29 protein-coding genes and 1 tRNA gene are annotated in these 24913 nt (G+C 64.5%); 13 read left to right on the top strand and 17 right to left on the bottom strand.

What is annotated here, in order from left to right:
• Window positions 1–87: 87 nt before the first annotated feature.
• Window positions 88–2112, bottom strand: a complete 2025-nt coding sequence (gene dnaG / locus UNPF46_RS13210) for a DNA primase (RefSeq protein ID WP_142250296.1) — start codon at window positions 2110–2112, stop codon at window positions 88–90.
• Window positions 2113–2291: 179 nt separating this feature from the next.
• Between dnaG and UNPF46_RS13205 the strand changes: the two genes are divergently transcribed.
• The 3 genes from UNPF46_RS13205 (at window position 2292) to UNPF46_RS13195 (ending at window position 3565) form a co-directional block, all read left to right on the top strand.
• Window positions 2292–2669: a BrnT family toxin gene (locus tag UNPF46_RS13205; RefSeq protein ID WP_349628169.1), complete on the top strand. Its 378-nt coding sequence runs from the start codon at window positions 2292–2294 to the stop codon at window positions 2667–2669.
• The gene (locus UNPF46_RS13200) at window positions 2617–2931 is read left to right on the top strand and encodes a BrnA antitoxin family protein (RefSeq protein ID WP_142250294.1); all 315 of its coding nucleotides are present in this window, start codon (window positions 2617–2619) and stop codon (window positions 2929–2931) included. The genes UNPF46_RS13205 and UNPF46_RS13200 overlap by 53 nt, the downstream gene beginning before the upstream one ends.
• Before the next feature lie 70 nt (window positions 2932–3001).
• The gene (locus UNPF46_RS13195; protein WP_142250293.1) at window positions 3002–3565 is read left to right on the top strand and encodes a chlorite dismutase family protein; all 564 of its coding nucleotides are present in this window, start codon (window positions 3002–3004) and stop codon (window positions 3563–3565) included.
• Here UNPF46_RS13195 and UNPF46_RS13190 read toward each other — a convergent pair.
• A complete protein-coding gene (locus UNPF46_RS13190; protein WP_100178235.1) occupies window positions 3562–3960 on the bottom strand; it encodes a gamma-glutamylcyclotransferase family protein in 399 nt (132 codons plus the stop codon). The genes UNPF46_RS13195 and UNPF46_RS13190 overlap by 4 nt on opposite strands.
• 75 nt (window positions 3961–4035) lie before the next feature.
• Here UNPF46_RS13190 and UNPF46_RS13185 point away from each other — a divergent pair, with 75 nt between their 5' ends.
• Complete coding sequence (locus UNPF46_RS13185; RefSeq protein ID WP_142250292.1) at window positions 4036–4842, top strand: N-formylglutamate amidohydrolase; 807 nt, start codon at window positions 4036–4038, stop codon at window positions 4840–4842.
• On the opposite strand, the gene UNPF46_RS13180 is transcribed toward UNPF46_RS13185, so the two are convergent.
• The 3 genes from UNPF46_RS13180 to UNPF46_RS13170 form a co-directional block, all read right to left on the bottom strand.
• Window positions 4839–5822 (bottom strand): DUF3592 domain-containing protein, encoded by a 984-nt coding sequence (locus tag UNPF46_RS13180; protein WP_142250291.1) that lies wholly within the window; start codon window positions 5820–5822, stop codon window positions 4839–4841. The genes UNPF46_RS13185 and UNPF46_RS13180 overlap by 4 nt on opposite strands.
• 85 nt (window positions 5823–5907) lie before the next feature.
• Entirely contained in the window at window positions 5908–6528 is a 621-nt protein-coding gene (locus UNPF46_RS13175; RefSeq protein WP_174719020.1) for a LysE family translocator, read from the bottom strand.
• A 108-nt stretch (window positions 6529–6636) separates the two neighbouring features.
• Window positions 6637–8082, bottom strand: a complete 1446-nt coding sequence (locus UNPF46_RS13170; RefSeq protein ID WP_142250290.1) for an LVIVD repeat-containing protein — start codon at window positions 8080–8082, stop codon at window positions 6637–6639.
• A 116-nt stretch (window positions 8083–8198) separates the two neighbouring features.
• On the opposite strand from UNPF46_RS13170, the gene UNPF46_RS13165 reads away from it, so the two are divergent.
• From UNPF46_RS13165 to UNPF46_RS13155, 3 genes are read left to right on the top strand one after another with little or no spacing between them, the layout of a single operon-like run.
• Window positions 8199–8513, top strand: a complete 315-nt coding sequence (locus tag UNPF46_RS13165; RefSeq protein WP_063687468.1) for an ArsR/SmtB family transcription factor — start codon at window positions 8199–8201, stop codon at window positions 8511–8513.
• Window positions 8506–8976 carry an SRPBCC family protein gene (locus UNPF46_RS13160; RefSeq protein WP_100178231.1) on the top strand — a complete coding sequence of 157 codons (471 nt, stop codon included), beginning with the start codon at window positions 8506–8508 and terminating at the stop codon, window positions 8974–8976. The genes UNPF46_RS13165 and UNPF46_RS13160 overlap by 8 nt, the downstream gene beginning before the upstream one ends.
• Entirely contained in the window at window positions 8973–9485 is a 513-nt protein-coding gene (locus tag UNPF46_RS13155; protein ID WP_100178230.1) for an SRPBCC family protein, read from the top strand. The genes UNPF46_RS13160 and UNPF46_RS13155 overlap by 4 nt, the downstream gene beginning before the upstream one ends.
• A gap of 195 nt (window positions 9486–9680) precedes the next feature.
• On the opposite strand, the gene UNPF46_RS13150 is transcribed toward UNPF46_RS13155, so the two are convergent.
• On the bottom strand, window positions 9681–10451 hold the full coding sequence (locus UNPF46_RS13150; RefSeq protein WP_100181281.1) for a DUF2189 domain-containing protein: 771 nt from the start codon (window positions 10449–10451) through the stop codon (window positions 9681–9683).
• Between the two features lie 241 nt (window positions 10452–10692).
• Here UNPF46_RS13150 and UNPF46_RS13145 point away from each other — a divergent pair, with 241 nt between their 5' ends.
• Window positions 10693–12921 carry an ATP-binding protein gene (locus UNPF46_RS13145; protein WP_142250289.1) on the top strand — a complete coding sequence of 743 codons (2229 nt, stop codon included), beginning with the start codon at window positions 10693–10695 and terminating at the stop codon, window positions 12919–12921.
• A 1-nt stretch (window position 12922) separates the two neighbouring features.
• Here the strand turns inward: UNPF46_RS13145 and UNPF46_RS13140 are convergent, their stop codons facing one another.
• From UNPF46_RS13140 to UNPF46_RS13105, 8 genes are all read right to left on the bottom strand, one after another.
• Window positions 12923–13366 (bottom strand): hypothetical protein, encoded by a 444-nt coding sequence (locus tag UNPF46_RS13140; protein ID WP_142250288.1) that lies wholly within the window; start codon window positions 13364–13366, stop codon window positions 12923–12925.
• A 2-nt stretch (window positions 13367–13368) separates the two neighbouring features.
• Entirely contained in the window at window positions 13369–13737 is a 369-nt protein-coding gene (locus tag UNPF46_RS13135; protein WP_100178227.1) for a nuclear transport factor 2 family protein, read from the bottom strand.
• Window positions 13738–13818: 81 nt separating this feature from the next.
• Window positions 13819–14286, bottom strand: a complete 468-nt coding sequence (locus tag UNPF46_RS13130; RefSeq protein WP_142250287.1) for a MarR family transcriptional regulator — start codon at window positions 14284–14286, stop codon at window positions 13819–13821.
• A 9-nt stretch (window positions 14287–14295) separates the two neighbouring features.
• Window positions 14296–15906 (bottom strand): acyl-CoA synthetase, encoded by a 1611-nt coding sequence (locus UNPF46_RS13125; RefSeq protein WP_142250286.1) that lies wholly within the window; start codon window positions 15904–15906, stop codon window positions 14296–14298.
• Window positions 15907–16099: 193 nt separating this feature from the next.
• Window positions 16100–17239, bottom strand: a complete 1140-nt coding sequence (locus tag UNPF46_RS13120; RefSeq protein WP_142250285.1) for an epoxide hydrolase family protein — start codon at window positions 17237–17239, stop codon at window positions 16100–16102.
• A 148-nt stretch (window positions 17240–17387) separates the two neighbouring features.
• Window positions 17388–17843, bottom strand: a complete 456-nt coding sequence (locus UNPF46_RS13115) for a GatB/YqeY domain-containing protein (protein ID WP_142250284.1) — start codon at window positions 17841–17843, stop codon at window positions 17388–17390.
• Between the two features lie 12 nt (window positions 17844–17855).
• Window positions 17856–18410 (bottom strand): hypothetical protein, encoded by a 555-nt coding sequence (locus UNPF46_RS13110; RefSeq protein WP_142250283.1) that lies wholly within the window; start codon window positions 18408–18410, stop codon window positions 17856–17858.
• A 108-nt stretch (window positions 18411–18518) separates the two neighbouring features.
• Entirely contained in the window at window positions 18519–19220 is a 702-nt protein-coding gene (locus UNPF46_RS13105) for an alpha/beta fold hydrolase (RefSeq protein ID WP_142250282.1), read from the bottom strand.
• Window positions 19221–19366: 146 nt separating this feature from the next.
• On the opposite strand from UNPF46_RS13105, the gene carA reads away from it, so the two are divergent.
• Complete coding sequence (carA, locus tag UNPF46_RS13100; RefSeq protein WP_100178222.1) at window positions 19367–20557, top strand: glutamine-hydrolyzing carbamoyl-phosphate synthase small subunit; 1191 nt, start codon at window positions 19367–19369, stop codon at window positions 20555–20557.
• A 42-nt stretch (window positions 20558–20599) separates the two neighbouring features.
• On the opposite strand, the gene UNPF46_RS13095 is transcribed toward carA, so the two are convergent.
• Window positions 20600–20815: a hypothetical protein gene (locus UNPF46_RS13095; RefSeq protein ID WP_100181279.1), complete on the bottom strand. Its 216-nt coding sequence runs from the start codon at window positions 20813–20815 to the stop codon at window positions 20600–20602.
• Window positions 20816–20962: 147 nt separating this feature from the next.
• On the opposite strand from UNPF46_RS13095, the gene UNPF46_RS13090 reads away from it, so the two are divergent.
• Complete coding sequence (locus tag UNPF46_RS13090) at window positions 20963–21484, top strand: hypothetical protein (RefSeq protein ID WP_142250281.1); 522 nt, start codon at window positions 20963–20965, stop codon at window positions 21482–21484.
• A gap of 113 nt (window positions 21485–21597) precedes the next feature.
• Here the strand turns inward: UNPF46_RS13090 and UNPF46_RS13085 are convergent, their stop codons facing one another.
• The gene (locus UNPF46_RS13085; protein WP_100178220.1) at window positions 21598–22122 is read right to left on the bottom strand and encodes a Dps family protein; all 525 of its coding nucleotides are present in this window, start codon (window positions 22120–22122) and stop codon (window positions 21598–21600) included.
• A 105-nt stretch (window positions 22123–22227) separates the two neighbouring features.
• Here UNPF46_RS13085 and UNPF46_RS13080 point away from each other — a divergent pair, with 105 nt between their 5' ends.
• Both UNPF46_RS13080 and UNPF46_RS37465 read left to right on the top strand, forming a co-directional pair.
• Complete coding sequence (locus UNPF46_RS13080; protein ID WP_142250280.1) at window positions 22228–22929, top strand: class I SAM-dependent methyltransferase; 702 nt, start codon at window positions 22228–22230, stop codon at window positions 22927–22929.
• A 54-nt stretch (window positions 22930–22983) separates the two neighbouring features.
• Window positions 22984–23059, top strand: a tRNA-OTHER gene (locus UNPF46_RS37465).
• 114 nt (window positions 23060–23173) lie between these two features.
• Here UNPF46_RS37465 and UNPF46_RS13075 read toward each other — a convergent pair.
• A complete protein-coding gene (locus UNPF46_RS13075; protein ID WP_174719328.1) occupies window positions 23174–23545 on the bottom strand; it encodes an ArsR/SmtB family transcription factor in 372 nt (123 codons plus the stop codon).
• Window positions 23546–23657: 112 nt separating this feature from the next.
• Between UNPF46_RS13075 and UNPF46_RS13070 the strand changes: the two genes are divergently transcribed.
• Entirely contained in the window at window positions 23658–24827 is a 1170-nt protein-coding gene (locus UNPF46_RS13070; RefSeq protein WP_100178217.1) for an MFS transporter, read from the top strand.
• Window positions 24828–24913 lie beyond the last annotated feature (86 nt).

Below are 24913 nucleotides of genomic sequence, written 5' to 3'. Positions count from 1 at the left end.
CCTCGATTAACCCTGTTTTGTCGCCAAACCTTGGATTTGGCGAGTCTTTTAGCGGTTCCGGCTTCGGCCGTCCGCATGATTCTTTCATCACACGCTCTTCTGGAACCGGCCCGACAGCTCGCCAAAACCCTCGATCAGGGCCTCGGTGCCATCGACCTCGGCCAGCCGAGCCTTGATATCACGCAGCCACGTCCAGTCAGCCTCGCTTGGGTCGTCCCCCAAGGCCAGCTCGGCATCCTTCAGCTCTCTAAGTAGTGAATGGTATTGGCGATGCAAGGCAACCAGCTGATGCCAGGTGGCAAGAACGTCGTCCCGCGCCGCGCCCTCACGGGCGCCAAACACTGCCGCGGTCGTGATACCGTTCTCAACCCTTTGAAGAACCTGCGAAAACCCTCCCTTCACGAGATCGCCGCGCATCTTCTCGGCCTGCTCCTCGGGGTCAGGCGAATGATGATGGTCGTTGGCGAAGGCGGCGATGATGCCGGCCCTGAGCTTGTGGGCCTCGGGGTGGGCAAGCTCCAGCGCCGCGACCTCCTCGAGGTGGTCGTGCAGCAGCCAGGGGTGGTTGATCAGGCATTGCAGGATCAGGGCCTCCCGGCGGGAGATGGCGCTGCGCTGGCCCTTCATGATCGGGCTGGCCGCCAGCTGGGGGCTGGCCGCCTGGTAGGGGCCCGACGGTAGCGGGGTGGGGCCAGACGGCCCGCGGCGCCCGCCGCCAAATCCTCCGCCAAATCTCTGGCCGCCGAATCGATTCGCGCCTCCCCCACCCCCGGACTGGAATGGGCGGCCGCCCTGGCCCTGGCGGAAATTGCCGCGGCCGCCGAAGCCGCCGCGCCCGCCTTCGGGGGCGAAGGTACGCTGCAGCCGCTCGACGAATTCGTCGCGATAATAGCGCCGCACCACCTCGTCGCGGATGCCGTTGGTCAGCTCCTTGATGCGCGCTTCCAGCGCGGCACGCCGCTCGGGCGTGGCAAAATTGCCGCCTTCGAGCTCGCGCGACCAGATCATGTCGGCGAGCGGACGGGCAGCTCCGATCACCTCCTCGATCGCGCCCCGGCCGCCGGAGCGGGCGAGATCGTCGGGGTCCTGCCCTTCCGGCAGCAGCGCGATACGAAGACTCTTTCCGGGCGCGAGGTAGGGCAGGGCAAGATCCGCGGCACGATAAGCCGCCTTCTGCCCGGCGCGGTCGCCGTCGAAGCAGAGGATCGGCTCGTCCGCCATCTTCCAGAGCAGTGCGAGCTGGCTTTCGGTGAGCGCGGTGCCGAGCGGCGCGACAGTGCCGGAAAAGCCCGCGGTGACCATCGCGATGACGTCGACATAGCCCTCGACCACGATCAGCGATGCGCCGTCATGAGTGGCTTTGCGCGCGGTCTGGTGGTTGTAGAGATTGTCGCCCTTGTGGAAGAGCGGCGTTTCCGGCGAGTTCAGGTATTTTGCCGGAACGTCCTTCTCCAGCGCACGCCCGCCGAAGGCGATGACACGGCCGCGCAGATCCGTGATCGGAAACATCACGCGGTCGCGGAAGCGATCGTACGGAACGGGGATGTCGTCGCCGCCGATCAACAGGCCGGTCTCGACCATGTCCTCGACGGAGACGCCGAGCTTGCCGAGATGCTCCTTCAGCGCGAAGCGATCGGGCGAGGCGTAGCCGAGGCGGAACTGCAACTGCGTCGCCGGCGAGATCGCCCGGTCGGCGAGATAGCCGCGCGCTTTCGCGCCCAAGCGCGAGGCCAGCGTCTCCGCGAAATAGGTCGCGGCGAGATCCATGACGTCATGCAGCGTGCGGCGCCGCTGCTCCTGCCGCGCCGCATCGGGCGTCACCGCCGGCAGCGCCAGCCCCGCCATGCTGGCGAGCCGCTCCACGGCTTCCGCGAACGGCAGGCCATCGGTCTCCATCACGAAGGAGATGATGTCGCCGTGCTTGCCGGAGGAGAAGTCGTGGTAAAAGCCCTTCTGGTCGTTGACGTAGAAGGACGGCGTCTTTTCCTGCTGAAACGGCGACAGCCCCTTCCACTCCCGCCCCGCCTTCTTCAGCTTGACGCGCTTGCCCACGACTTCGGAGACCGAAAGCCGGGCACGAAGCTCGTCGAGGAACTGGGGTGTGAAGCGCATGGGCTGTGTCTAGCGCAATCCAAAGTGAGTCGGGCGAAGGATCAGGGATATAGGTGCGGCCCGGCCAGAAGTCAGGTTTAGGCGGGTTATCCGCGCTGTTCACAGTCAAGCCTCCAGCTGCAATCAATACGTTGACTACGTATATACTTCTGTATATACGTAGCGGCAATCAGAAGAAAATGCGATGGAGTGGAACCCCTGAGGGTAGCGGACCCAAACCGACTACTACACGGATTCCAGGGATGACAGACAGTCTCGATCGTGAATCGTTCGAAGGATTTGAATGGGACGAGGGCAAAAACAACTCAAACCTCGTCAAACATGGAATCGACTTCGAAGATGCAATTGAGGTCTTTGAGGGACCGCTTCTTCTTCGTCGATCTGATCGTCACAACGAGGAGCGCTGGCTCGCGATAGGTTTATTAGGGGAAAGGCTGATCGCCGTTGCTTTTACGCGACGAGCAAACACCCTCCGAATAATCTCGGCACGCCGCGCACGGAAGAATGAAGAAAGAGCGTATCGTAACAAGAGCATGGGGCGAGCGCCGCAAGGGTAAGACCGACTGGGCGCGCGTCGATGCACTGACTGACGAAGAGATCGCTGAGGCCGTCGCAAACGATCCCGATGCAGTGCCGATCGACATCGATTGGTCGGATGCTGTTCTGGTCGTGCCGCCCAAGAAGAAGGCCATTTCGATCCGCGTCGACGAGGACGTGCTCGACTTCTTCAAGCGCGAGGGTGAGGGCTATCAGCGGCGCATGAATGCGGTGCTGCGTTCCTACATGCAACAGAAGTCCAAGCCAAAAAAACGGGCCTGACCCAGCAAATCGTCTGGGTGCCGGACAGACGGGCCTTGAACCGCGCCCGGTTCCACGCTTCCATAGCGCCATGTTCAGGACCTTTCGAGGCGGCCAGAGCGGGGGCTGGCGGGTGACCTCGATTTCGCCTGTGACGGGCGAGCCCCTGCCCTTCGTCCCTGCGCTGTCGGTGACCGACAGCGAGGCCGTCTCTCTGCCGCTGGTGCCCTCGCGCAATGCCTGGCGGCTGGTCGGCGTGGCCAGCAGCCTGCGCTACACCGAACGGGCCGAGAAGGAGCAGCTGGTGGCGGTGCAGGCCGGGCTCGGCCGGGTGGAGGCAACCAGCGCGGCGCTGATCCCGATCCGCAAGTCGCAGGCCTGGTGGGATTTGACGCAGGAGGAGCGCCGCAGGATCTTCGAGGAGAAGTCGCACCACATCGCGAGCAGTCTTCGCTTCCTGCCCGCGATCGCGCGCCAGCTCTATCACTGCCGCGACCTCGGCGAGCCCTTCGATTTCCTGACCTGGTTCGAATTCGCGCCCGCGCACGCCTCGCTGTTCGAGGAGCTGGTGGGCATGCTGAGGCGGACCGAGGAGTGGAGCTACGTCGAGCGCGAAGTCGACGTGCGCGTGGTGAAGGAAGTGCTGTCGGCCTAGTGATTCAGAAAGCGCCCGGACTCGATGCGGGGCAGATCGGTGACCGGCCAGTTGTAGACATAGGTCCAGGCCTTCCCGACGCTGCCATCGGTGCGCGTCACATCGACCAGCTGGCGCAGATATTCGGTCGGCTCCGGAAAGCCCTCGCCGCAGGCTTCGTACATGTCAAGCTCGCCCAGCAGCTCGTCAGGCACGCGCATCTGAAAGAGCTCGCCATGGACGATGTCGGAGGCCGCGTCCGACAGCAGCAGTCCCGGATAATGCTTCACCAGGACGAGCCGGCCGCGGCAGGTCGCTTCACCCAGGAAATCCGCGTGGCCCGCCAGCAGCCGCGCCATCGGATGGTCGAAGCCGCGCATCAGGGTGCCGTAGACGAAGAGGCGATCGGAGGTCATGCTGGTCTAACGTTGCGAGGTCGGTGCAATCAGGTTACTCCGTTTAGACAAATTATCGTTTCATAGGCAACCAGGATGGATTTGCAGACGGCCGAGACGGCCGATCAACTGCTCGGCGAGGGCGATATTTCTCCCGTGCATGAGGTGAATGCGGCAGGGACATCGCCTTTCCTGCTCACCTCGGATCACTACGGACGGGCGCTGCCACGCGCGCTCGGCGATCTCGGCATCGCGGAAAGCGAGCTCGTCAGGCACATCGGCTGGGACATCGGGATTGCCGGCGTCGCCGACCGGCTGGCCGAGATGCTCGATGCGCATCTGATCGCGCAGCGCTATTCGCGGCTGGTGATCGACTGCAACCGCCCGCCCGCGGCGGCAAGCTCGATCCCCGTCATCTCCGAAGCCACCGCGATCCCGCGCAACGAAGGGATTTCGGACAGGGAGCGCGCGGCGCGGCGCCGCGAGATCTTCAAGCCCTATCATGATCGCATCGGTGCCACGATCGACACCCGCCTGCACGACAAGCGGCCGACGGTGCTGGTGTCGCTGCACAGCTTCACGCCCGTCTATGCCGGCGTCGCGCGGCCCTGGCACATCGGCGCGCTGTACAACCGCGACACCGTGCTGCCGCATCTGCTGCTGAAGCATCTGCGCGGGCAAGGCGACCTCGTCGTCGGTGACAACGAGCCCTACGCCGTCAGCGATCTCACCGACTACACCATCCCCGTCCACGGCGAAGGGCGCGGCCTCGTCAACACCGGCATCGAGGTCCGGCAGGATCTGATCGCGGACCACGCCGGCCAGCAGCAATGGGCCGAACGGCTGGCAAGGATCCTTGGCGAGATCGAGGTGGAGTTGCGGACCGAGCTGCCGGTCGATTAGCCGCCGCGCGTTGCGACGAACAGTGCAAGCGCGGCGAAGATCGCGGCGATGCCCCACAACACATAAGCCATGCGGCCGTCGGCGCGAACGTCGAGCGTCGCCTCCGCCGGATTGTCGGGATTGACGCGCACCTCGACGGTAGCGCCGTCCTGGTAGCGCGACATCAGCTTCTTCAGCATCTCGTCGGAGGCGTCAGGCGTTTCCGCCGCGACGCGCGCGCATTCATTGGTGTAGCTGATGTTCTGATAGCGATAGGTGTAGGTCACGCGCTTGCCGAACATCTCGAGGCCGCGCGCCTCGCCCGCCTCGCTGGCCTCGTGATACTCCTCGACGCCCGACAGCTTGATCGTGCCCGGCACGACCGGCCAGCGCGTCGCCATCGAGGCCTGCCGCCGCACCACCCACGCCATCAGCGCGATGACGAGGCCGAACGCGCCGAAGGCGACGACGAGGCCGGCAAGATCCGGCCGGCCGATGTGATGGGCGAGATATTGGTAGCCCTGGTTGAGGCCGAAGACCGAGCCGAAGATGATGGCGAGCACGATCGCCGTGCCGATGCCGAGGCAGCCCCACAGGCCCTTGGGCAGGTCGCGCTCCAGCACGGCCTGATCGGGGTGGCGCGGATTGTAATAGACGGTGACGATGCTGCCGGCGGGATATTTCGCCAGCTTCTCGGCGACCTGGAAATTGCCGAGGTCCTCGCCGATCGAGATGCGGTTGCAGCGCAGCTTGCGGCCACCGACGGAATATTCGTAGGTGACGTTCGCGAAATTGCGGCTCTCGGTGCGATAGCCGTCCTCGCGCTCGTCATCGGACACCCTGACCTCGCGCACCTCGGCCACCGAGGTGACGACCTTGCCTGCCGCCTGCGGCCAGCCTCGCGCCTCGCGCACCTGCCAGGTCTTGACGATCGCGGCAATCAGGACGAGCGCGAGCGGCGCGAGCAGCATCGCGTAAACCAGCGGGGGCAAATTCGGCACGGCAAAAATCCTTCGTCGGCGGCAATGCCCGATTGGACGCTGTGCCGCCGCGAAGGGTTCAAGCCGGTCCGGCCCGGCCTGGAGGTTATTTTGCCCGGGTCAGCGCCAGCCAGATGCCGCCGCCGATCATGAAGCCGCCGGAGATGCGCGACATCATCCGGGTACGGCGGGCCGAGAAGAACTTTCGCGCCCGCCCGGCGGCGATGGCATAGAGCGCGTCCGTCATCACGGCGGTGACCATGAAGGTCGCGCCGAGAAGCGCGACCTGCGGAAAGTGCGGCTGGCTCATGTCCATGAATTGCGGGATGAACGCGCCGAAGAACACCAGCACCTTCGGGTTCGACAGCAGCACCAGGAACCCTTGCAGGAAGAAGCCGCCGCGCGGCGGCGGAGGCGGCGTGTCGAGCTCGACGCCCTCGACCGGCGCCCAGATCAGCTTGATGCCGAGCCAGACCAGATAAGCGGCGCCGGCAAAACGCACCCAGTCGAACCAGTAGCCCATGGTCGCCATCAGCGAGGTCAGGCCGATTGCGACGATGCCGATCACGATGGCGAGACCCGCCTGCGCGCCGGCCACGTTGGTGAGCGCGGCGCGGGTGCCATGGCGCAGGCCATTGGCGATGACGAGCGTGACGATCGGCCCCGGCAGCAGCGCCAGCGCGATGCAGGCGGCGAGGAAGGCGAAATAGGCTTGCATGGACATCATGGGAGGGACTCGGGCTCGGGAGCGGTTTGGAGGTATTAATGCATGGGACGGGCGGGAACGGAAGCGCGCTCATCGTCTCCGCGCACGCTAGCGCCCCGCGCCGCATCGTCAATTCCTCGGCAGGCCGGCGGCCGCGCGCGCTGCCCCCGTCAATTCGAGGATGTGCAAACCGGTATTGGCGCGGTCGACGATGTAGATGTAGCCGCGGTCATCGGTCTCGACGTTGTTGGTCTGGATCGCGACCTTGCAGCGCTCGCCGCCCTCGATCGGGATGCAGCGCTTGTCGGTCGCAGCCGTGATCGCCGGGATGAAATGGCCGACCTCCTTCGGGTGATAGGGATCGCGGATGTCGAGCGCGCGCACGCCGGCATTGAAGAAGGCGATGAAGGCCATCTTCTTGTAATAGACCGGCGCCATGCTCTCGTTCGAGGAATGCGCGCCGAAGCGGCCGCCGCGCTGGCAGAACCGCCCGCTGGCCTCCGGCACGGTGTAGCTCGAGATCATCATCGGCCGCGTCTCGGTGGTCACGTCGGCGAACCACACCATCTGCCTGGCCTCACCGCATTCGTTGAGGATCGCTTCATTCACGATCATCACGATGTCGCGGGTCTTGCCGTCCTTGTCCTCGGAGAATTCGGCGATGGGCATGTCGAGCATCGGAAACGTCGTGTGCGCGCCGTTGAAGGCGGACATCGGCATGCGCGCAATCTCGGGATAGCGCAGATTGTCCGGCGTCGGCTCCTTTGCCCCGTTCAGCAGCTTGTCGCGATCGACGATCTGCAGAATGCCGTCCTTGTCGGTGCCGTAGCCGAAATAGACGCGGTTGCCGTTGGGCCCGGTCGAGATCGGCCCGTGCAACTCGGTCGGCACCGCGCCGGTCGAGCCGGGCTCCTGACCCGGCAGGCCGAAGTCGCGGATCTTGTGCGGGCGCGCGGGATCGGAGAGATCATACACTTGCGTCATGCGCCGCGTGCGCCAGTCCGGCGCGCCCGAGACGAGATAGGCAATGCCGGTGTCGCATTCCCACCAGCTCTTGTGCGTGTCCTTTAGACCGCCGATGCGCGTGATCAGCACGGGACTGGCGGGATCGGTGACGTTCCAGATCTCATGCGCCTCGCCGCCGAAGGTCCTGAGCATGTAGACCGCGGTGGGATCGCCCTTCGGCAACGACTTGCCGTCGCAGACCCGCACCATCTGCGCGCCGCCGGATTCGTACTTGCCCTCCTGTCCCGGCAGATGCCGCAGATATTTCGGACGGGCGGGATCGGTGACGTCGACGATCGAGGTTCCGTTCGGCTCGGCCTTGCCTGTCATCGGATTGACGGGTGCGGGAACGTCGTCGGTGCCGCCGTGATGACCGATATAGGCGATCCAGCGATCGCCCTGGTGATGGATGGTCGGCTGATAGGCGCTGCGGGCCTGCAGATCATTGCTGCCGACGAGCTTCATGTTGGAGGCTTCAGGCGGCGCGCCGATCGTTTGCTGCTGCGCGTAGGTCGCAGAGCTGCACGCGAAAAGGACAAGGGCGGCAGCAGGCAAGATGCAGCGGAACATCAATGTCCTCCCGGAACCAATCTGTGCTGGCGGAGCTTCGACGCTAACACAGCCGAATATGCGTGCCCAACACACCATCTTGACATGCAACCATTTGGTTGCCTATTATCGCTGCCATGGATGAGGTCTTCAAAGCGCTCGCCGATGCATCACGACGCTCGCTCTTGGACAGGCTTCACGCCAGGAACGGCCAGACGCTGAACGAACTCTGCGAGGGCCTCGCCATGACGCGGCAGGCCGTCACCAAGCACCTTGTCATTCTCGAAGAGGCCAACCTCGTCACGACCATCAGGCATGGCCGCGAGAAGCTGCACTATCTCAATCCGGTGCCGATCCATCAGATCGGCGAGCGCTGGATCAGGAAATTCGAGCGCGGCAAGCTCGCCGCGCTCGGCGAGTTGAAACGTCAGTTGGAGAAGCGCGATGAGTAAGCCCGAGTTCGTCTACGTGACCTATATTGAGACCACGGCGGAGAAGCTGTGGGAGGCGCTGACGTCGAGCGAGTTCACGAGGCAGTACTGGTTTGGCGCCGAGGTCCGCTCGGACTGGAAGCTCGGCTCGCCGTTTGCGCTGCTGCTCGACGGCGAGATCACCGATTCCGGCGAGATCCTGGAATCCGATCCACCGCGACGACTGTCCTACAGCTTCAAGCACCACAAGTTCGAGGAGCTCCGCCGCGAGCCGATCTCGCGCGTCGTCTTCACCATCGAACCGTTCGGTTCGCTGGTGCGTTTGACCGTGCTGCATGACGGCTTCGTCGAGGGCGGAAAGTATCTCGGCGCCGTCTCCAATGGCTGGCCGGCGATCCTGTCCGGGCTGAAGAGCCTGCTGGAGAGGGGCCAGGTGCTCGCCATCCCGCGCGCAGCTCTCAACAAGGGATTCGACGCGAAATGAAGCTCGATCAGTTCAAACCGCTGACAGTCTACACCATCTACATCGCCTCGACGCCGGAGAAAGTGTGGGACGCCCTGACCTCGGCCGAGTTCAGCAGGCAGTATTTCTTCGGCAACACCGTGGAGGTCGAGCCTCGCCTTGGCGGTGCGTTCATCGTGCGCACGCCTGACGGCGCGTTGCACATCAGCGGCGAGGTCCTCGCCTACGATCCACCGCGGAAGCTCTCGGTCACGTTCAACGTGAACTGGCCTGAGCTGATCGAGAAGCTGGGGCCGACCCTCGTGACCTACGAGATCGAACAGGCCGGCGATGCGGTCCGGCTCACCATGAGCGAAGGCCACGACCGGCCGCTCAGCGACGATATCCTCGCCGGGGGCCGGTCCGGCTGGCCCGCGATCCTGTCCAGCCTCAAGAGCCTGCTGGAAACCGGCAAGCCGCTGGCGGTGAAGATGGGCCCGCCCCAGCGCATGCTCGATGCGTTGAAGGCGATGGGGATCAAGACGCCGTAGGCGAGACCGGGTCTGCATCCGCGAACTCGGAATCGTAGGTAGGCAAAGGCGCACTTGCGCCGTGCCCACGATCGAGCCGATATCGCAACAGACGCGTGGGCACGCTTCGCTTTGCCCATCCTACGGCACTGTCGTCCCGGGACGCGCGAAGCCCCCGCCTTCGCCGGGGCGACGACCTATTCCGAGGCGACGACTTTACACCGGCGCCACCAGCCGCCGGTACAGATGCCAGGTCGCGTGGCCCAGCACGGGCAGCGTCACGATCAGGCCGAGAAAGTAAGGCAGTGCCGAGACGATGAGCAGCATCACGATGACGGCGGCCCAGCCGATCATCGGCAACGGACTGGTGACGACCGCGCGCACGCTCGTCACCATCGCCGTGACGAAATCGACCTCGCGGTCGAGCAGCAGCGGAAACGACACCACGGTCAGCGAGAACAGGATCAGCGACAGCACGGCACCGACCGCATTGCCGATGGCGAGGAACAGCAGGCCCTCATTGGTCGTCAGCACCACCGTCATGAATTCCTGCAAGCTCGAGAACGAGGCGTGCAGGCCGAGCAGCAGCGCGATCAGGAGCCGCACCTGGTACATCCAGACCACGAACACGAACAGCGTGACGAATGCCATCCATCCGATCTCGCTGCGCGAGCGCACGGCCGACCAGATCGCACCGAAGGAAACCGGCTCGCCGCGCTCGCGGCGGCGGCTGACCTCGTAGAGGCCGATCGCCACGAACGGTCCGATCAGCGCAAAGCCTGCCGCCAGGGGATAGACGAGATAGACCATGCCGAAGGCGGTCAGGCACAGCATGATCGCGATGCCGCCGGCCGTGTAGAGCGCGCCGAAGCAGAGCCCGTAAAGCGGCACCGCCTGGAAATCGCGCAAGCCTTCGACCAGTGCCTCGGCGATGTCAGTCGTCGCGACTGGACGCACCACCGGATCGACCTTGCCCGAGATGGACATCAGCTTCCTCCGCACATCGGCGCGATCTTTCGTCGCGCGCATGCCGCGATATTAGCGCGGCCGCGCGGAGGCGCAACTTGATGCCGGCCGGCGCGAAAAGTGGCGGCGAAGCAACCATGCTTGCGATGCGAAATCTTTAGCCTTTGGTGCGATTTTCGGGCCGACGGCTATGGACGGGGCAGATGATCGTGCCTCAAATTGTACCTCCGAGCACCCTCGCCTGAGAGCGGATCGCCTATCGATGAGCCTGCGTACCCGGTTACTGATCCTCGTCATCGCGGCCATGCTGGTGCCGGCGAGCCTCGTCGGGCTGCGTTTCGTCCAGAACAGGTCCAGCGAGATCAACGCCGCCCTGGCCAATCTGGCAGCATCCTCCGACGACATCGCCAGCGATCTGGACGAGAAGATTCAGGGTACCGCCCAGCTCCACTACGGTTTAGCCCGGGCCCGCGACCTCGACACCCGCGACAAGGCGGCGTGCTCGGCGTTTCTGTCGGATGTCCGCGAGGAATATCCGCAGTTCACTGGTATCCTGACGATTGATCCCGATGGCAGCTTGTTCTGTGACTCGCTGCGGACCAACCGCACGCTCGACCTGAACGACCGCGGCTATTTCAAACAGGTCAAAGGGCTTGAGGGCGTCGTCGCGGTGGAGCCGGTGTTCGGCCGTCTCACCGGACTGTCGGTGCTCCAGATCGCCTACCCCGTGCGATCGGATGCGGGCGCGCTGAAGTTCGTGCTGCTCGCATCGTTCAACCTGAACAAATTCGCGGAGTTTCACGACAAGCGGCTGCTCGGCAAGAAGGACATCCTCTTCGTCGATGCCAAGGGTACGGTCCTGGCTGCACCCAAGGGTGGCGGCTCGAGCGTGCCCGTCGGCGGATCCATTGCGGGCTCCGACCTGTTCCGCTTTGCCGCAGCGCCCGATGGCGAGCCGTTCCGGGAGATCACCGACGGCGGCGGCCGCACGCAGATCTGGGGCGTTGCCCGCTCGCCCTCGATCCGCAAGGCCGGCCTCTACATCCTGGTCGGACGATCCAAGGACGAACTGGTCGCGGCGGCCAACCGCCGGCTCTACGAGGACATGGCGATTCTCGCGGTGGCCTCGCTGCTGCTGCTCGCCGGACTATGGATCCTCACGACCGTGAGCATCGGACGACAGGTCGGGCGGCTCGCGGCGATGGCAAAGAGCCTTGGGCGCGGCGATCTCAGCGCGCGTATTCCGGAGCCCCATCCGGGCGGCGAGCTCGGCGGCTTGATGAGTTTGCTCAACAGCACGGCCGAGTCGCTCGAGCAGCAGCGCGCCGCCATCGCGGATCTCAGCCACAAGCTCAGCCAGTCCCAGAAGATGGAAGCCATGGGCCAGCTCACCGGCGGCGTGGCGCACGATTTCAACAATCTGCTGACCGTCATTCTCGGCAACTCGGAGCACCTCGCCGACCGGCTTGCGGGCAACAAGGAGCTGCACCGGATCGCCAACGACATCGCCACCGCCGCCGAGCGCGGTTCCGACCTGACACGGAGCCTGCTCGCCTTCGCGCGCAAGCAGCCGCTGCGGCCGCGCGAGATCGACATTGCCGAGCAGGTGACCGGCATGAAGCAGCTGCTGCGGCGAACCCTGGGCGAGCACATCGAGTCGAGCTTCACTTTCGCGCCGGATCTATGGATTGCCAGCGTCGATCCCGGCCAGTTGGCGACGGCCGTGCTCAACCTCGTGCTCAACGCGCGCGATGCGATGCCTGACGGCGGCAAGCTGATGGTCGAGGTGTGCAACGCCTCGCTTGGTGACTCCGATCTCGACGTCAACGGCGAGCCGCATCCGGGCGACTACGTCATGCTGGCTGTGAAGGATACCGGAACCGGCATGAGCAACGAGGTGTTGGGGCGCGCGTTCGAGCCGTTCTTCACCACCAAGGAAGTCGGCAAGGGAACGGGCCTTGGCCTCAGCATGGTCTATGGCTTCGCGCAACAATCCGGCGGCCTCGTTCAGATGCAGTCCGAACCGGGTCAAGGCAGCGTCGTCAGGCTGTTCTTTCCCCGCCTTTCGACGCCGCCGAACGAGGAGCCGCGGCCGGCAGAGCGCGTCACCGCACCCGACGGGCACGAGACTGTCCTCGTCGTCGAGGACGACGACATGGTGCGAGCCTATGTCGAGAACGAGCTGAAGGCGCTCGGCTACCGCGTCATCGTGGCGTCGAACGGGCCTGCGGCGCTGGACGTGCTGCGCCAAGCGGGGGACATCCAGCTGCTGTTCACCGACGTCGTGATGCCCGGCGGCCTGTTCGGGCCGGAGCTGGCGCGGCAGGCGATTCAGTTGCGGCCTGGTCTCAAGGTGCTCTTCACCTCCGGCTACAGCCAAAATCCGGTCAAGACGCCCGACGGGATCGACGCGCGCATTCTGACCAAACCGTTCCGGCGCAAGGATCTCGCCGCGATGCTGCGGGCCGCGCTTTCGGAGCCGCCGCGGTAGATCAGGGCGCGATCGCGAGCCGAAGCGCCACGGCGAGATTGGCCGCGAACAGGCCCGCGTCGATGACGAAGATTCGCAGCATCGGCCCCTTCAACACCGGCCAGTAGGCCACCCCGACCCGGCCGCCGCGCATCAGGACCGGGAGGTTGTAGGCGAACTGGCTGAAATGGCAGGCCGAAAAGAACAGGAACAGCGCAAGCTGCGCCTCGACCGGCTGGAAGAAAGCCGGACGCGCTGCGAGAAGATAGAGTGACAACAGCCCGATCGGCAGGTTCATTCCGCCCAGGAACGCAACGCTGGCCGCCAGGGTCGGCGCAATCGGATTGCTGCGCTCTTCCCGCGGCAACAGGATCTTCAGCGTGTTGCGCTGCGCGATGCTGAACTGGATGAAGGCGCCGACGAACCAGAGCGTGTTGAGCAGCAGGACGATATCTGAAAGACGCATGGTTATTTTCCGTAGAAGGCTTCGCTGCGGACGACGCGCCCCGTTTCGTCGAAATCCATGAACTCGCTGGCGCGCGTGTCGCCGAGCTGCCACCACACGGTCAGCCGCGCGATCGTCTCGTCCCAGCTCCAGCTCAATATCTTGAGGTCCGCGCTTTCGACGTGACCATAGGCCTTCCGCCAATAGGCGCGGATGTTGTCGGCGCCGCTCACGACCGGCGAGCCGGTCAGCGTCAACGCCAGCGGGCTGCGCATCTGCGCGTCATCGGCAAAATGCGCGACGACGGCGTCGATATCGACCTTGCACCAGCTGGCGCACCATGCCGCGACAAAGGGTCCGGCCGCCGCGCGATTCATCGTCTGTCCGCTCATGACGCGGCCCTCCCCCTCGCTCGTCGGCGAGGAAGGTGGCAAAGCCGGCTCCTCATGTCAACTATATTGACTTGAGATTCGTCAATTGTGGTCGGCGATCGCCTCCATGACGGCCATCCAGGCCGCTGCGCTGGATGCCCCGGCCCGATCGAACGCCTGTCGCATGACGTTGCGTTCGTGGTCGGATGCGCGCTGCTCGATACGCTGCCCGGCAGCCGTCAGGCGCAGCAATTTCGAGCGGTGCTGCTCGGGCGAGCGCCTGGACGTCACGAACTTGCGCTCCAGCAGCAGATTGAGCGGCCGGTTGAGCGCCTGCTTGGAAATGCCGAGGACCTCGAGCAGCGAGCCGATCGCGATATCCGGACGGCGCGCCACCACGTAGAGGATGCGATGGTGCGGACGCGACAGGCCCTGCTTCCCAAGGTATGCGTCGGCCTCCAGCGTCATGCCGCGCCAGCCGTAGTACATGAGCTCCAGCGCCGCATCGAGATCGTGCAGCTTGTCGAGCGAGGCGCGGTGAAGTCCCGCGGCTTGAGACGTCTTGGCCATGTCGGGAAGTTAACCTCTCGCCCGCAGCTCGCGCCGCAGCACCTTGCCCGTCGCCGTCATCGGCAGCGTCTCGGCGAATTCGACGAAGCGCGGATATTCGTGCGCGGCGAGCTGCACCTTGACGAACTCCTGGATTTCTCGCGCGAGCGCATCGTTGCCGGTAAAGCCCGGACGCAGCACGATCCAGGCCTTGATCGATTCGGTGCGGATCGGATCGGGAATGCCGACGACCGCGGCCATGGCCACCGAGGGATGCTTCATCAGCGTGTGCTCGATCTCGGACGGGCCGACGCGATAGCCTGCGGTGGTGATGACGTCGTCCTCGCGGCTGACGTACCAGAAATAGCCGTCCTCGTCCTGCACGCCGAGATCGCCGGTGAGCAGGAATTCGCCGGCATATTTCTTCGCCGTCGCCTCGGGATTGCGCCAGTATTCGAGCATGGTGACGGGGCACGGCTGGCGCACGCCGATGATTCCGCGCTGGCCGCGCGGCTGCTCTTCGCCCTTGTCGTTGACGATGCGGACGTCGAAGCCCGGCGTCGCCTTGCCCATCGATCCCGGGCGGATCGGAAACAGGTTGGAGTTGCTGCCGATCACGAGATTGCACTCGGTCTGGCCGAACACTTCATGTGCGTCGATGCCGAACGTCTCGCGCACCCAGCCGAGCAGCTCGCCGCCGAGCGATTCCCCGCCCGTGAAGATGCTGCGCAGCTTGACGCCCGGATGCTTCACGCCGGCCTGCCGCATCAGCTTCAACGCGGTCGGCGGCAGGAAGACGTTGCGCACGCCAAGATCGGCCATCATCTGCATCGCCGCCTGCGGCTCGAACTTTCGCGCACGATGGCCGACCAGGGGAATGCCGTGATACCAGAATGCGAGCAGGCCATTGACGAGGCCGCCGATCCAGGCCCAGTCCGCCGGCGTCCACATGAGATCGCCGGGCCTGGGCAAGAAGTTGTGGCACATCTCCACGTTCGGCAGATGACCGAGCACGACACGGTGCGCATGCAGCGCGCCCTTCGGATTGCCCGTGGTGCCCGAGGTGTAGATGATCAGCGCCGGATCGTCGCACGACGTATCGACCCGCGTGAAGTCCGGCGATGCGGCCTTCACCGCGTCCCAGAACGAGGTCGTGCCCGAAGGCGCGCGTGCGCCGACGACATAGACATTCTTCAGATCCGGCAGGCGGTCGCGGATCTTCGCGAGCTTCTCCCAGCCGCCCTCGTCGGTCACGATGGCCTTGGCTTCGGAGTTCGACAGGCGGAATTCCAGCGCGTCCTCGCCGAACAGCGCGAACAGCGGGATCGAGATCATGCCGGAGCGGAACGCCGCCATATGCGCAATCGGCAATTCCAGCGACTGCGACAGGAACACCGCGACGCGGTCGCCGCGGACAAGCCCGTCCGCCTTCAGCACATTGGCGAAGCGGCGCGACATCTCGGCGACCTCGTCGAAGGAGGTGCGGCTGGTCGCGCCGTTCTCGTCGACATAGATCAGCGCCAGGCGGCCGGTGCCGTCGGCATGCCGGTCGCAGCAGGCTTCCGCCATGTTGAAGCGATCAGGGATGTCCCAGCGGAAATTGCGGACGAGCTCGTCGTAGGTGTTGGCTTCGGTGAGCATGGGCTTGGATCGTTTCCCGGTGTCTCGTTGTTATCGTGCAGTCTAGGGCCGCGAACGCGTGGGACAAGTCCCGCGCCGTCATTCCGGGGCGCCCGAAGGGCGAGCCCGGAATCCATCGGGCCACAGAAAACGCCGCGTGATGGATTCCGGGCTCGACGCTGACGCGTCGCCCGGAATGACGGAGAGAGGGGCGTTACCGCACCGTCGCAAAGAACTTCCTAACATCGCGCACGAACAGTTCCGGCTGCTCGAACGCGGCGAAATGGCCGCCCTTCTCCATCTCGCTCCAATGGGTGATGCTCGAAAAATTCGGCTCCATCCAGCGCCGCACCGGCGTGATGATCTCCTTGGGAAACACGGCGACGCCGGTCGGCACCTTGACCACAGGCGTCGTACGGCGCTTGCCAAAGCTCTCCCAGTAGAGCCGCGCCGAGGAGGTCGCCGTCTCCGTCGCCCAATAGAGCATGACGTTGTCGAGCAGCTCATCCTTGGTGAAGATGTTCTCGGGGTGGCCATTGCAATCGGTCCAGGCCCAGAATTTTTCCAGGATCCAGGCCGCCTGCCCGCTCGGCGAATCCGTCAGGCCATAGCCGAGCGTCTGCGGGCGCGTCGACTGCTGCTTGGAATAGCCGGAATCGAGATCGACATAGTGCTTGAGGCCGGCGAGTGCGCGCTTCTCCTCCGCCGTCGGCTCGCCCTCGACTTTCGGTGCCGCGTTGAAGGCGAGCGTGATGTGAATGCCGGCGCAATGCGTGGGGTCCTGCGCGCCGAGCGAGGTCGTCACCGCCGAGCCCCAGTCGCCGCCTTGCGCGCCGTAACGCGTATAGCCCAGCCGCTCCATCAGCTTCGCCCAGGTCGCAGCGATGCGGTCGACACCCCAGCCGGTTGTCTTGGGCTTGGCCGAGAAGCCGAAGCCCGGCAGCGAGGGACAGACGACGTGAAAGGCATCGGCGGGATTGCCGCCATGCGCGGCCGGATCGGTGAGCGGCGCGATCACCTTCTGAAATTCGACGATCGAGCCTGGCCAGCCATGGGTGATGATCAGCGGCAGCGCGTTCGGCTGCTTCGCGCGCACGTGGATGAAGTGGATGTCGAGCCCGTCGATCTCGGTGGTGAACTGCGCGAAGCGGTTCAGCTTCGCCTCGCGAGCGCGCCAGTCATAGCCATTCGCCCAGTGGTTACAGACCTCCCGGACCCATTTCAGCGGCGCGCCCTGGCTCCAGTCGTCGACGAGCTCAGCGTCAGGCCAGCGCGTGCGCGCCAGGCGCGACTTGAGGTCGGCGAGGATGTCGTCGCTGATCGCGATGCGGAACGGTTTGACGGCGCCGGTCATCGGTTGCCTCCCTTGTTCTTCTTGTCATTCCGGGGCGCGCGTAGCGCGAGCCCGGAATCCATTAAGCAACGGACTCAGCAGCGCGATGGATTCTCTGATGCGCAATTGCGCATCCCAGTTCACGCGACGCGTGCCCCGGAATGACGACTTAGCCCGACAGCGCCGCCTTCACCAAGCCGCTGGCCTTGCCGAAATCCATCTGCCCTGCGTACTTCGCGCGCAGCACGGCGATCACCTTGCCCATGTCCTTCATGCCGCTGGCGCCGGTCTCGCCGATCGCGTCCGCGATCGCCTTCTTCACCTCGTCATCGGCCATCTGCTTCGGCAGGTAGGCCGAGATCACCGCGATCTCCTCGCGCTCCTGGGCGGCGAGCTCGGCGCGGCCACCTTTTTCGTAGAGCTCGACCGATTCCTGGCGCTGCTTGATCATCTTCTGAAACACGCCGAGCAGGTCGGCATCCGAGAGCGGCGGCTTGCCCTGGCCGCGGGCGTCGATGTCGGCGTTCTTGATGGTGGAGTTGACCATGCGCAGCGTGGACAGCTTGCGCTCGTCCTTGGCCTTCATGGCCTCCTTGACCGCATTGTTGATGTCGTCGCGCAGCATGATCAACAGCCTTCATTTCTCTGGGTTCAACCCACCCGGTGCTTTAGGTACCATAAAGATGGTCGTCGGCAGAGCAACCTCGATTTTGCCCATGCCGACATCGGCCCGCATTGCCGCAATTAGATCGTCTAGCGCTTTGCACCTGTCTCTGTCCGTCTCAACCTCCATGAGCCGCTTCGATGCCTCAATGACGGCGTTCGAGCCGACTACTCGCGTCTTGAGATGAATCCCAGAGAATCTATCGTTGGGAGCTCTTTCGCGTATCAAGCCCCCGATATCACCCAAAACCTCCATGTAGTTGTCTTGCAAGGCGCGACGCTGTTGGTTCTCTTGTTCACGCAATTGCGCAAATAAATGGGTCAAGATCGCAATGGCGATTGCTCCTGCAGTAGTGAACACAGCGGGTAATATTTGACCCAGCGCGTTAAATATGGGGGCGTAATTCAAGGCCCATAAAGCAACCAACAGGGCCGCAACCCATAAGGCCCAAATTGCCCAACGCTCTAGCTTTACTCCTCGATTGGATAACTGCTGGTCTATCCAAGAGATTGGGTGCAACAAAAACATTACATCCTCCAATGTATGAACCATCCATCTAAAATAGAACATTTTAGTCTGCTCATCTACTTAGGTTAAGGCGGCAAATAGGTGTGTTCGTCTGGGCAGGGAGCTAAGCTAGTGCCTTAGCCATTCGGTCAGCGCCCGTGCGGTCGCTTCCGGCTGTTCGGCTTGCGGCAGGTGCCCGCAGCGCTCGAGGATCGCGAGCCTTGCGCCGGCGATGCCCTCGGCCATCTCCTTCGAGAACGCGTTGGGAATGGTGTTGTCGGCATCGCCCGTCAGCACCAATGTCGGGCAGGTGATCGTCGCCAGCGTCGGCCGGGAATCCACCCGCGCGATGATGGCGGTCTGCTGCCGCAGATAACCCTCGACGCCGACGTCCTCGTCCTGCGCGTGCACGAGCTTGAGAATTTCGGCATCGTCGCGCCGCGACGGATGCACGAGCTCCGGAAAGCTCTCCTCGCGAATGGCTCGGAGCTCGCCGCGCCTGGCGCGCTCCATCAGGCCGCGGCGGCGCGTGGTCGCCTCCGGCGTATCGGGCCGGGCCTGGGTGTTGATCAGCGCGAGCTTGGCCACCCGCTCGGGCGCCTGGCGCATGATCTCGAGCGCGATGTAGCCGCCCATGGAATGGCCGGCGAGCGCGAAGCGCGGCGGCGCCTCGCTCAGCACCCGGGCGGCGATATCAGCCATGCTGTCGTCGCGAATATGATTGGCGATCATCACGGGACCAAACCGCCATAGAGCGGGCACCACAGGGGCATAGATCCGGGCTGACGAGGCCAGCCCCGGAACCAGCAGAATCGGGATGGTCTGGTCCATTATTGCCTCGCAAGCCCAGGAAATTGCCGGAAATTGTGCGGCCGAGCTTAAGGGCGGGAGGAGGCCTGTCAAATATGCAAAAACGCATGTGAATCGGCGCATCTGCGCTTTGACGGCGGCGCTCGCGGGGACTATGAAACGCGCTCATGACACAACATGACAACGATCCCGCCTGGCCGGACCACAAACCGACCGCGCTCCTCGTGCTTGCCGATGGCACGGTGCTCGAAGGCTTTGGTCTCGGCGCCGAAGGCCACGCCGTCGGCGAGGTCTGCTTCAACACCGCGATGACCGGCTATGAGGAGATCCTCACCGATCCCTCCTATGCCGGCCAGCTCATCACCTTCACCTTCCCGCATATCGGCAACGTCGGCACCAACGACGAGGATATCGAGACGGTGAACATGGCGGCGACGCCGGGCGCGCGGGGCGTGATCCTGCGCACCGCGATCACCGATCCCTCGAACTACCGCGCCACCAAGCATCTCGACGCCTGGCTCAAGGCGCGCGGCATCATCGGCCTCTCCGGCATCGACACCCGCGCCCTGACCGCGCTGATCCGCAGCAAGGGCATGCCCAATGCCGTGATCGCGCACGCCAAGAACGGCGAGTTCGACCTGCACGGCCTGAAGGAAGAAGCCCGCGAATGGCCCGGCCTCGAGGGCATGGACCTCGTGCCGATGGTGACGAGCGGCCAGCGCTTCACCTGGGACGAGACGCCCTGGATCTGGGACAAGGGCTTTGGCCGCCAGGACAAGGCTGAGTTCAACGTCGTCGCCATCGACTACGGCATCAAGCGCAACATCCTGCGCCTGCTCGCCGGCGTCGGCTGCAAGGTGACGGTGGTACCGGCGACGACCTCGTCCGCAGACATCCTGGCGATGAATCCGGACGGCGTGTTCCTGTCCAACGGTCCGGGCGATCCGGCCGCAACGGGCAAATATGCCGTGCCCGTGATCCAGGACGTCATCAAGTCAGGCACGCCGACCTTCGGCATCTGCCTGGGACACCAGATGCTCGGCCTCGCCGTCGGCGCCAAGACCAAGAAGATGCATCAGGGCCATCACGGCGCCAATCATCCCGTCAAGGACGAGACCACCGGCAAGGTCGAGATCACCTCGATGAACCACGGCTTTGCCGTGGACGAGGCGACGCTGCCGAAGGGCGCAACGCAGACCCACATCTCGCTGTTCGATGGCTCCAATTGCGGCATCCAGCTCGACGGCAAGCCGGTGTTCTCGGTGCAGTACCACCCCGAGGCCTCACCGGGGCCGCGCGACTCGCACTATCTGTTCCAGCGCTTCGCGGATCTGATGCGGCAGAAGAAGCGCGCATAGGACGAGAACGCCGGCGGACGATGCCGCCGGCTACGGGGCCCGTCACGGGCGCATGAACATGAAGTCCGTGTCGGGGTCGCAATTCTCGGCGATGAAGCGCAGCTCCGCCTGGATGTCGGCGACGGACCTCGTTTCCAGATATTTCGAGATCACGAGACCCAGCAAGGCGCGGCAGACGGCTTCGTGCCCAAGGCCGGACGTCTCCGCCTCGTCGACGGCCGCCGAAAAATGCCGCTGCGCAACGTCGGATGCGTACATGGCGTTCCCTTTTTCTTTCGGTTCGATTTGCGTGCCCGCCATTGGCTGCCCGTGCCTTGATCTCCGTCAAGCCGGCGCGGAGCGGCGCAGGAACAAGGGGACGTGCATCGTCTTGATCCCCAAACGCTTGTTACCCGGAGCCCCGCCATGTCCGCCGTCCGCGACAATGCCGAGCCGCTCTCCATCATATTCGAGGATGACGGGCTCGTGCCGAACAACATCCGTCCCTTCCTGGTCTACCAGGGCGCGGTGAAGCTCGATCCCGAGCGACCTGAGGAGACCATCGAAGATCTGTTCGAAGCGAACGGCTGGGGCGGCACGTGGCGCAACGGCGTCTACGACTATCTGCACTACCACGCGACGGTGCATGAGGTGCTCGGCGTCGCCCGCGGCAGCGCGCGCGTCCGCTTCGGCGGCGACCACGGCCAGGAGCTGGACATCAAGGCCGGCGACGTCGCGATCCTGCCGGCGGGCACCGGTCATCAATGCATCAAGGCGAGCCGTGATTTCTGCGTGATCGGCGCCTATCCGCCCGGGGCGAAGATGGAGATCACGCGCGCAACGGCAGAGAACCACGCGAAGGCGCTGAAGATGATTCCGCAAGTCGCAATGCCGCCGGCTGATCCCGTGACGGGGAAGGACGGGGCATTGATGCGGCTGTGGCGGTAGCCAGGCGCGCGTGTGGGCAAAGCGGAGCGTGCCCACGCATTTCTCGCGATCGAGAGGGATGGTGGGCACGGCGCGCAAAGAAGCGCGCCTTTGCCCAGTCTACGGTATCCCGGTTACGCCTCGTTGCCGCCTTCCTGACGCGTCGCCTCGAACAGGAACCAGGTCCGGCGCTCGGTCTCGTCGATGAAATTCTCGAGCAGGCTGGCGCTCGCCACGTCTTCGGCCTTGTCGCAGACGTCGTGCGCTTTGCGCATCGCGGCCGCGACGTGCTTGTTGTCCTGCATCAGCTCGCGCAGCATCTCGCGCGGTGGGACGTAATCTTCGTTGTTGTCCTTGATGGTCTGGAGCTTGGCGATCTGGCCGATCGACTTCAGCGTGGTGCCGCCGATCTTGCGGACGCGCTCGGCGAGCTGGTCGGTGGTGGCGAAGATCTGGTCGGACTGCTCGTCGAGCAGCAAATGGTAGTCCCGGAAGTGCCGCCCACTGATGTGCCAGTGGAAGTTCTTGGTCTTCAGATACAGCGCGAAGGCGTCGGCCAGAAGCACGTTGAGCGCCTCAGAGACCTTCTTGACCCCGTCGGGCGACAGATCGGTGGGGGTATCGAGATCGGGCGAGACCTTGTTGTTGGTTTTGCTCACGGGAAACCTTCCTGTTAGGACGCGGACATTGACGGCGCGCCGTCGCACCCCTAACGCAAGGCGGGCAGCGCGGTTCCAAGCTGGGGAACCGCTGGGCGGGATACCATGGACGATTGGATCGATTATTACGACTCCACGCACACGATCTATGTCAGCAAGCTGCATCGCGACTTGCACTTCCAGATCATCGCGCGGGACATCATCGGCTACATCACTTCGCCCGACGCGGTCGTGCTGGACTATGCCTGCGGCGAGGCGCTGTCGGCGAGCCAGGTGGCAGCCGCCTGCGGCAAGCTGATCCTCGCCGAGCCCGCGCCGGGCGTACGCGGCCGGTTGATCGCGCGGTTTGCGCCGAACACCAAGATCCGCGTCCGCTCGCTCGACGACGTCCGCAAGATGCAGGACCAGTCGATCGACCTCGTGGTGATGAACTCGGTCGCGCAGTACATGACGCCGGACGAGCTCGATGCCGCGCTTCTCAACATCCGCCGGATCCTGACGCCATCAGGCAAGCTGGTGCTGGGGGACATCCTGCAGCCCAATGTCGGCATGTTCAGGGACGTCGTGGCGCTGCTCGGCTTCGGCCTGCGGCACGGCTTCCTGAAGGACGCGCTGATCGGGCTGATCAGCACCGCGCTGTCGGATTACCGCCATTTGCGCACGCGCATCGGGCTGCAGCGCTACAGCGAGGACGAAATCACCGCCAAGCTGAGGGCCGCGGGCTTCGCGGTTCAGCGCGCCCACACCAATATCGGCCATAATCGCTGGCGAATGACCTTCGTCGCCCGGCCGCCGCTGGTTCGTTAAGCATAACAATTCACCGTTGTAGCTTGCCGCACTGCAATCGGACATGATGGCGACGGCCCGGTGGCGGAAGCGTCTACGCGAGGGCGGTGCAACGCTCTTCATCCTGGTTCAAATCCAGGCCGGGTCTCCACGCTTCGCCCCTTCGGGGCTACGCGTGGCGCAGCCACGCAAGGCCCGAATGGACGAAGCGTGTCCGGCGTAGCTGGAGCGAAGCGGAAGCGAAGACGGACTGACCGCCGCGACCTCAATCCGCCTCAACCACCTCACACCCAGCCATCAGCTGCAACCTGTCCGCATCCTTCGCCGCTGATTTGATCACGGCATCCAGCAGGCCGGGAAAGCGCGCGTCCATATCCTCACGGCGCAGCCGCATGAAGCGGTTGGTGCCGGCGACGCGCGTCTGCATCAGGCCGCATTCGCGCAGCTTGGCGAAGTGGTAGGCGAGATTCGACTTGCCGCTGAGGCCATTGAAGTCGCCACACCGCAGCTCGCTGCTGACACGTTCCTGCTGGGCGAGCTGGTAGACGATCGCGAGCCGGATCGGATCGCTCAGGCAATCCAGAACCATCGGCAGCTCGATCTGCTCGCGGGTGGGATGAAGCGGGGTGCGGCTCATGACGGGAATCATAGTGAGACGGCGGCAATGTTCAATAGTTCTTGAACTGATTGACATCGTCCATCTGTGCATTCAATTGTTCAATAAACATTGAACATAGGGATTGTTTCCAATGAGCGTGTTCTGGCTGGCCCTGGGGGCCTTTGCGATCGGCACTGAAGGCTTTGTGATTGCTGGTCTTTTGCCGTCGATCGCTGCCGATCTTTCGATTTCGGTCTCGGCTGCCGGCCAGCTCGTGACCGCCTACGCCCTCACCTATGCCGTGGGATCCCCGATCCTGGCGGTGGCGCTGAACAATATCGACCGCCGCACCGTGCTGGCCCTGGCGCTGACGACCTTCGTTGCCGGAAACCTCGCGGCGATGGTGGCGTCAAATTACGCCCTGTTGCTGGCCTCGCGGATGCTGATGGCGCTCGGCTCAGGCCTGTGCATGCCGACGGCGCTGGCCGTATCGGTGGCCGTCGCCTCCCCTGAAAGGCGCGGCCGCGCCGTGGCACTGGTCACCTCGGGCCTGACGATTGCCACTGTCATCGGCGTCCCCCTCGGCAATCTCGTCGGCAGCTGGCTCGGCTGGCGCGCGACCTTTGCCATGGTCGCCCTGATCGGCACTGTCGCGCTCGCGGGCCTCCTGCTCGGCCTGCCCCGCGGCCTGCCGCGCAACACGGCTTCGCTCGGCGAGCGGTTGGCGGTGGCGCGCCATGGGCATGTCGTGGTCGCACTTCTGATCACGATCTTATGGGCGCTCGGCGGCTTCACCGTGTTCACCTATTTCGCGGTTCCACTGCGCAGCCTCGGCTTCGACGCCTCGCAGATCAGCCTGGCGCTCCTGGTGTTTGGCGGCGCGGCGGCGATCGGCAACATGCTCGGCGGCGTGCTGGCCGACCGGCTCGGCACGCTCGCCACCGCCGGCCTCGGGCTTGCCGGCATGGCGGCGGCGCTGATCCTGCATTCGCTGGTCCTGAAGCTGATGCCTGGCCAGGCCCATTACGCCGTGCTGGGCGCGATCTTCCTCTGGGGCATCTCGGGCTGGGCGTTCTATCCGGCCCAGATCGCCAGCATCATCCGGATCGAGCCGCAGGCCTCGATGATCGCGCTCTCGCTCAACGCCTCCGCCATGTATCTCGGCTTCGCCATCGGCGGAGCACTGGGTGGCGCGGTGCTGGCCACCCTCTCCCCGAACGACCTCGGCTGGATCGGCGGAACGAGCGTTGCAGCCTCGCTTCTGGTCCACTTCGCCCGTGGCTGGCAGGCCCGGCCAAAACCGGTCAAAATTGCCGGTTGATGGGCATTTTTCGGGGTTTCGCCGCCCCGAAAACTGGTCTAAGACCCACCCGCGCGCGAGGGAGACCACCGCGCTCTCGGCCACAG

The organism is Bradyrhizobium sp. UNPF46, from assembly GCF_006658625.1.
Taxonomy (GTDB): Bacteria; Pseudomonadota; Alphaproteobacteria; order Rhizobiales; family Xanthobacteraceae; genus Bradyrhizobium; species Bradyrhizobium nitroreducens.
The sequence above is the reverse complement of the archived record's forward strand: the minus strand, read 5'-3'. Positions and strand labels throughout refer to the sequence as shown.

Excerpts from the sequence above, each read along its gene's own strand:
- UNPF46_RS13200 (WP_142250294.1), top strand. The coding sequence starts at position 2,617 with ATGAAGAAAGAGCGTATCGTAACAAGAGCATGGGGCGAGCGCCGCAAG.
- carA (WP_100178222.1), top strand. The coding sequence starts at position 19,367 with ATGACACAACATGACAACGATCCCGCCTGGCCGGACCACAAACCGACC.
- UNPF46_RS13115 (WP_142250284.1), bottom strand. The coding sequence starts at position 17,843 with ATGCTGCGCGACGACATCAACAATGCGGTCAAGGAGGCCATGAAGGCC.
- UNPF46_RS13205 (WP_349628169.1), top strand. The coding sequence starts at position 2,292 with ATGCGATGGAGTGGAACCCCTGAGGGTAGCGGACCCAAACCGACTACT.
- UNPF46_RS13075 (WP_174719328.1), bottom strand. The coding sequence starts at position 23,545 with ATGAGCCGCACCCCGCTTCATCCCACCCGCGAGCAGATCGAGCTGCCG.
- UNPF46_RS13170 (WP_142250290.1), bottom strand. The coding sequence starts at position 8,082 with ATGTTCCGCTGCATCTTGCCTGCTGCCGCCCTTGTCCTTTTCGCGTGC.
- UNPF46_RS13160 (WP_100178231.1), top strand. The coding sequence starts at position 8,506 with ATGAGTAAGCCCGAGTTCGTCTACGTGACCTATATTGAGACCACGGCG.
- UNPF46_RS13080 (WP_142250280.1), top strand. The coding sequence starts at position 22,228 with ATGGACGATTGGATCGATTATTACGACTCCACGCACACGATCTATGTC.
- UNPF46_RS13090 (WP_142250281.1), top strand. The coding sequence starts at position 20,963 with ATGTCCGCCGTCCGCGACAATGCCGAGCCGCTCTCCATCATATTCGAG.
- UNPF46_RS13110 (WP_142250283.1), bottom strand. The coding sequence starts at position 18,410 with ATGTTTTTGTTGCACCCAATCTCTTGGATAGACCAGCAGTTATCCAAT.
- UNPF46_RS13145 (WP_142250289.1), top strand. The coding sequence starts at position 10,693 with ATGAGCCTGCGTACCCGGTTACTGATCCTCGTCATCGCGGCCATGCTG.
- UNPF46_RS13140 (WP_142250288.1), bottom strand. The coding sequence starts at position 13,366 with ATGCGTCTTTCAGATATCGTCCTGCTGCTCAACACGCTCTGGTTCGTC.
- UNPF46_RS13070 (WP_100178217.1), top strand. The coding sequence starts at position 23,658 with ATGAGCGTGTTCTGGCTGGCCCTGGGGGCCTTTGCGATCGGCACTGAA.
- UNPF46_RS13155 (WP_100178230.1), top strand. The coding sequence starts at position 8,973 with ATGAAGCTCGATCAGTTCAAACCGCTGACAGTCTACACCATCTACATC.
- UNPF46_RS13195 (WP_142250293.1), top strand. The coding sequence starts at position 3,002 with ATGTTCAGGACCTTTCGAGGCGGCCAGAGCGGGGGCTGGCGGGTGACC.
- UNPF46_RS13165 (WP_063687468.1), top strand. The coding sequence starts at position 8,199 with ATGGATGAGGTCTTCAAAGCGCTCGCCGATGCATCACGACGCTCGCTC.
- UNPF46_RS13105 (WP_142250282.1), bottom strand. The coding sequence starts at position 19,220 with ATGGACCAGACCATCCCGATTCTGCTGGTTCCGGGGCTGGCCTCGTCA.
- UNPF46_RS13125 (WP_142250286.1), bottom strand. The coding sequence starts at position 15,906 with ATGCTCACCGAAGCCAACACCTACGACGAGCTCGTCCGCAATTTCCGC.
- UNPF46_RS13135 (WP_100178227.1), bottom strand. The coding sequence starts at position 13,737 with ATGAGCGGACAGACGATGAATCGCGCGGCGGCCGGACCCTTTGTCGCG.
- dnaG (WP_142250296.1), bottom strand. The coding sequence starts at position 2,112 with ATGCGCTTCACACCCCAGTTCCTCGACGAGCTTCGTGCCCGGCTTTCG.
- UNPF46_RS13095 (WP_100181279.1), bottom strand. The coding sequence starts at position 20,815 with ATGTACGCATCCGACGTTGCGCAGCGGCATTTTTCGGCGGCCGTCGAC.
- UNPF46_RS13150 (WP_100181281.1), bottom strand. The coding sequence starts at position 10,451 with ATGTCCATCTCGGGCAAGGTCGATCCGGTGGTGCGTCCAGTCGCGACG.
- UNPF46_RS13185 (WP_142250292.1), top strand. The coding sequence starts at position 4,036 with ATGGATTTGCAGACGGCCGAGACGGCCGATCAACTGCTCGGCGAGGGC.
- UNPF46_RS13190 (WP_100178235.1), bottom strand. The coding sequence starts at position 3,960 with ATGACCTCCGATCGCCTCTTCGTCTACGGCACCCTGATGCGCGGCTTC.
- UNPF46_RS13120 (WP_142250285.1), bottom strand. The coding sequence starts at position 17,239 with ATGACCGGCGCCGTCAAACCGTTCCGCATCGCGATCAGCGACGACATC.
- UNPF46_RS13130 (WP_142250287.1), bottom strand. The coding sequence starts at position 14,286 with ATGGCCAAGACGTCTCAAGCCGCGGGACTTCACCGCGCCTCGCTCGAC.
- UNPF46_RS13175 (WP_174719020.1), bottom strand. The coding sequence starts at position 6,528 with ATGATGTCCATGCAAGCCTATTTCGCCTTCCTCGCCGCCTGCATCGCG.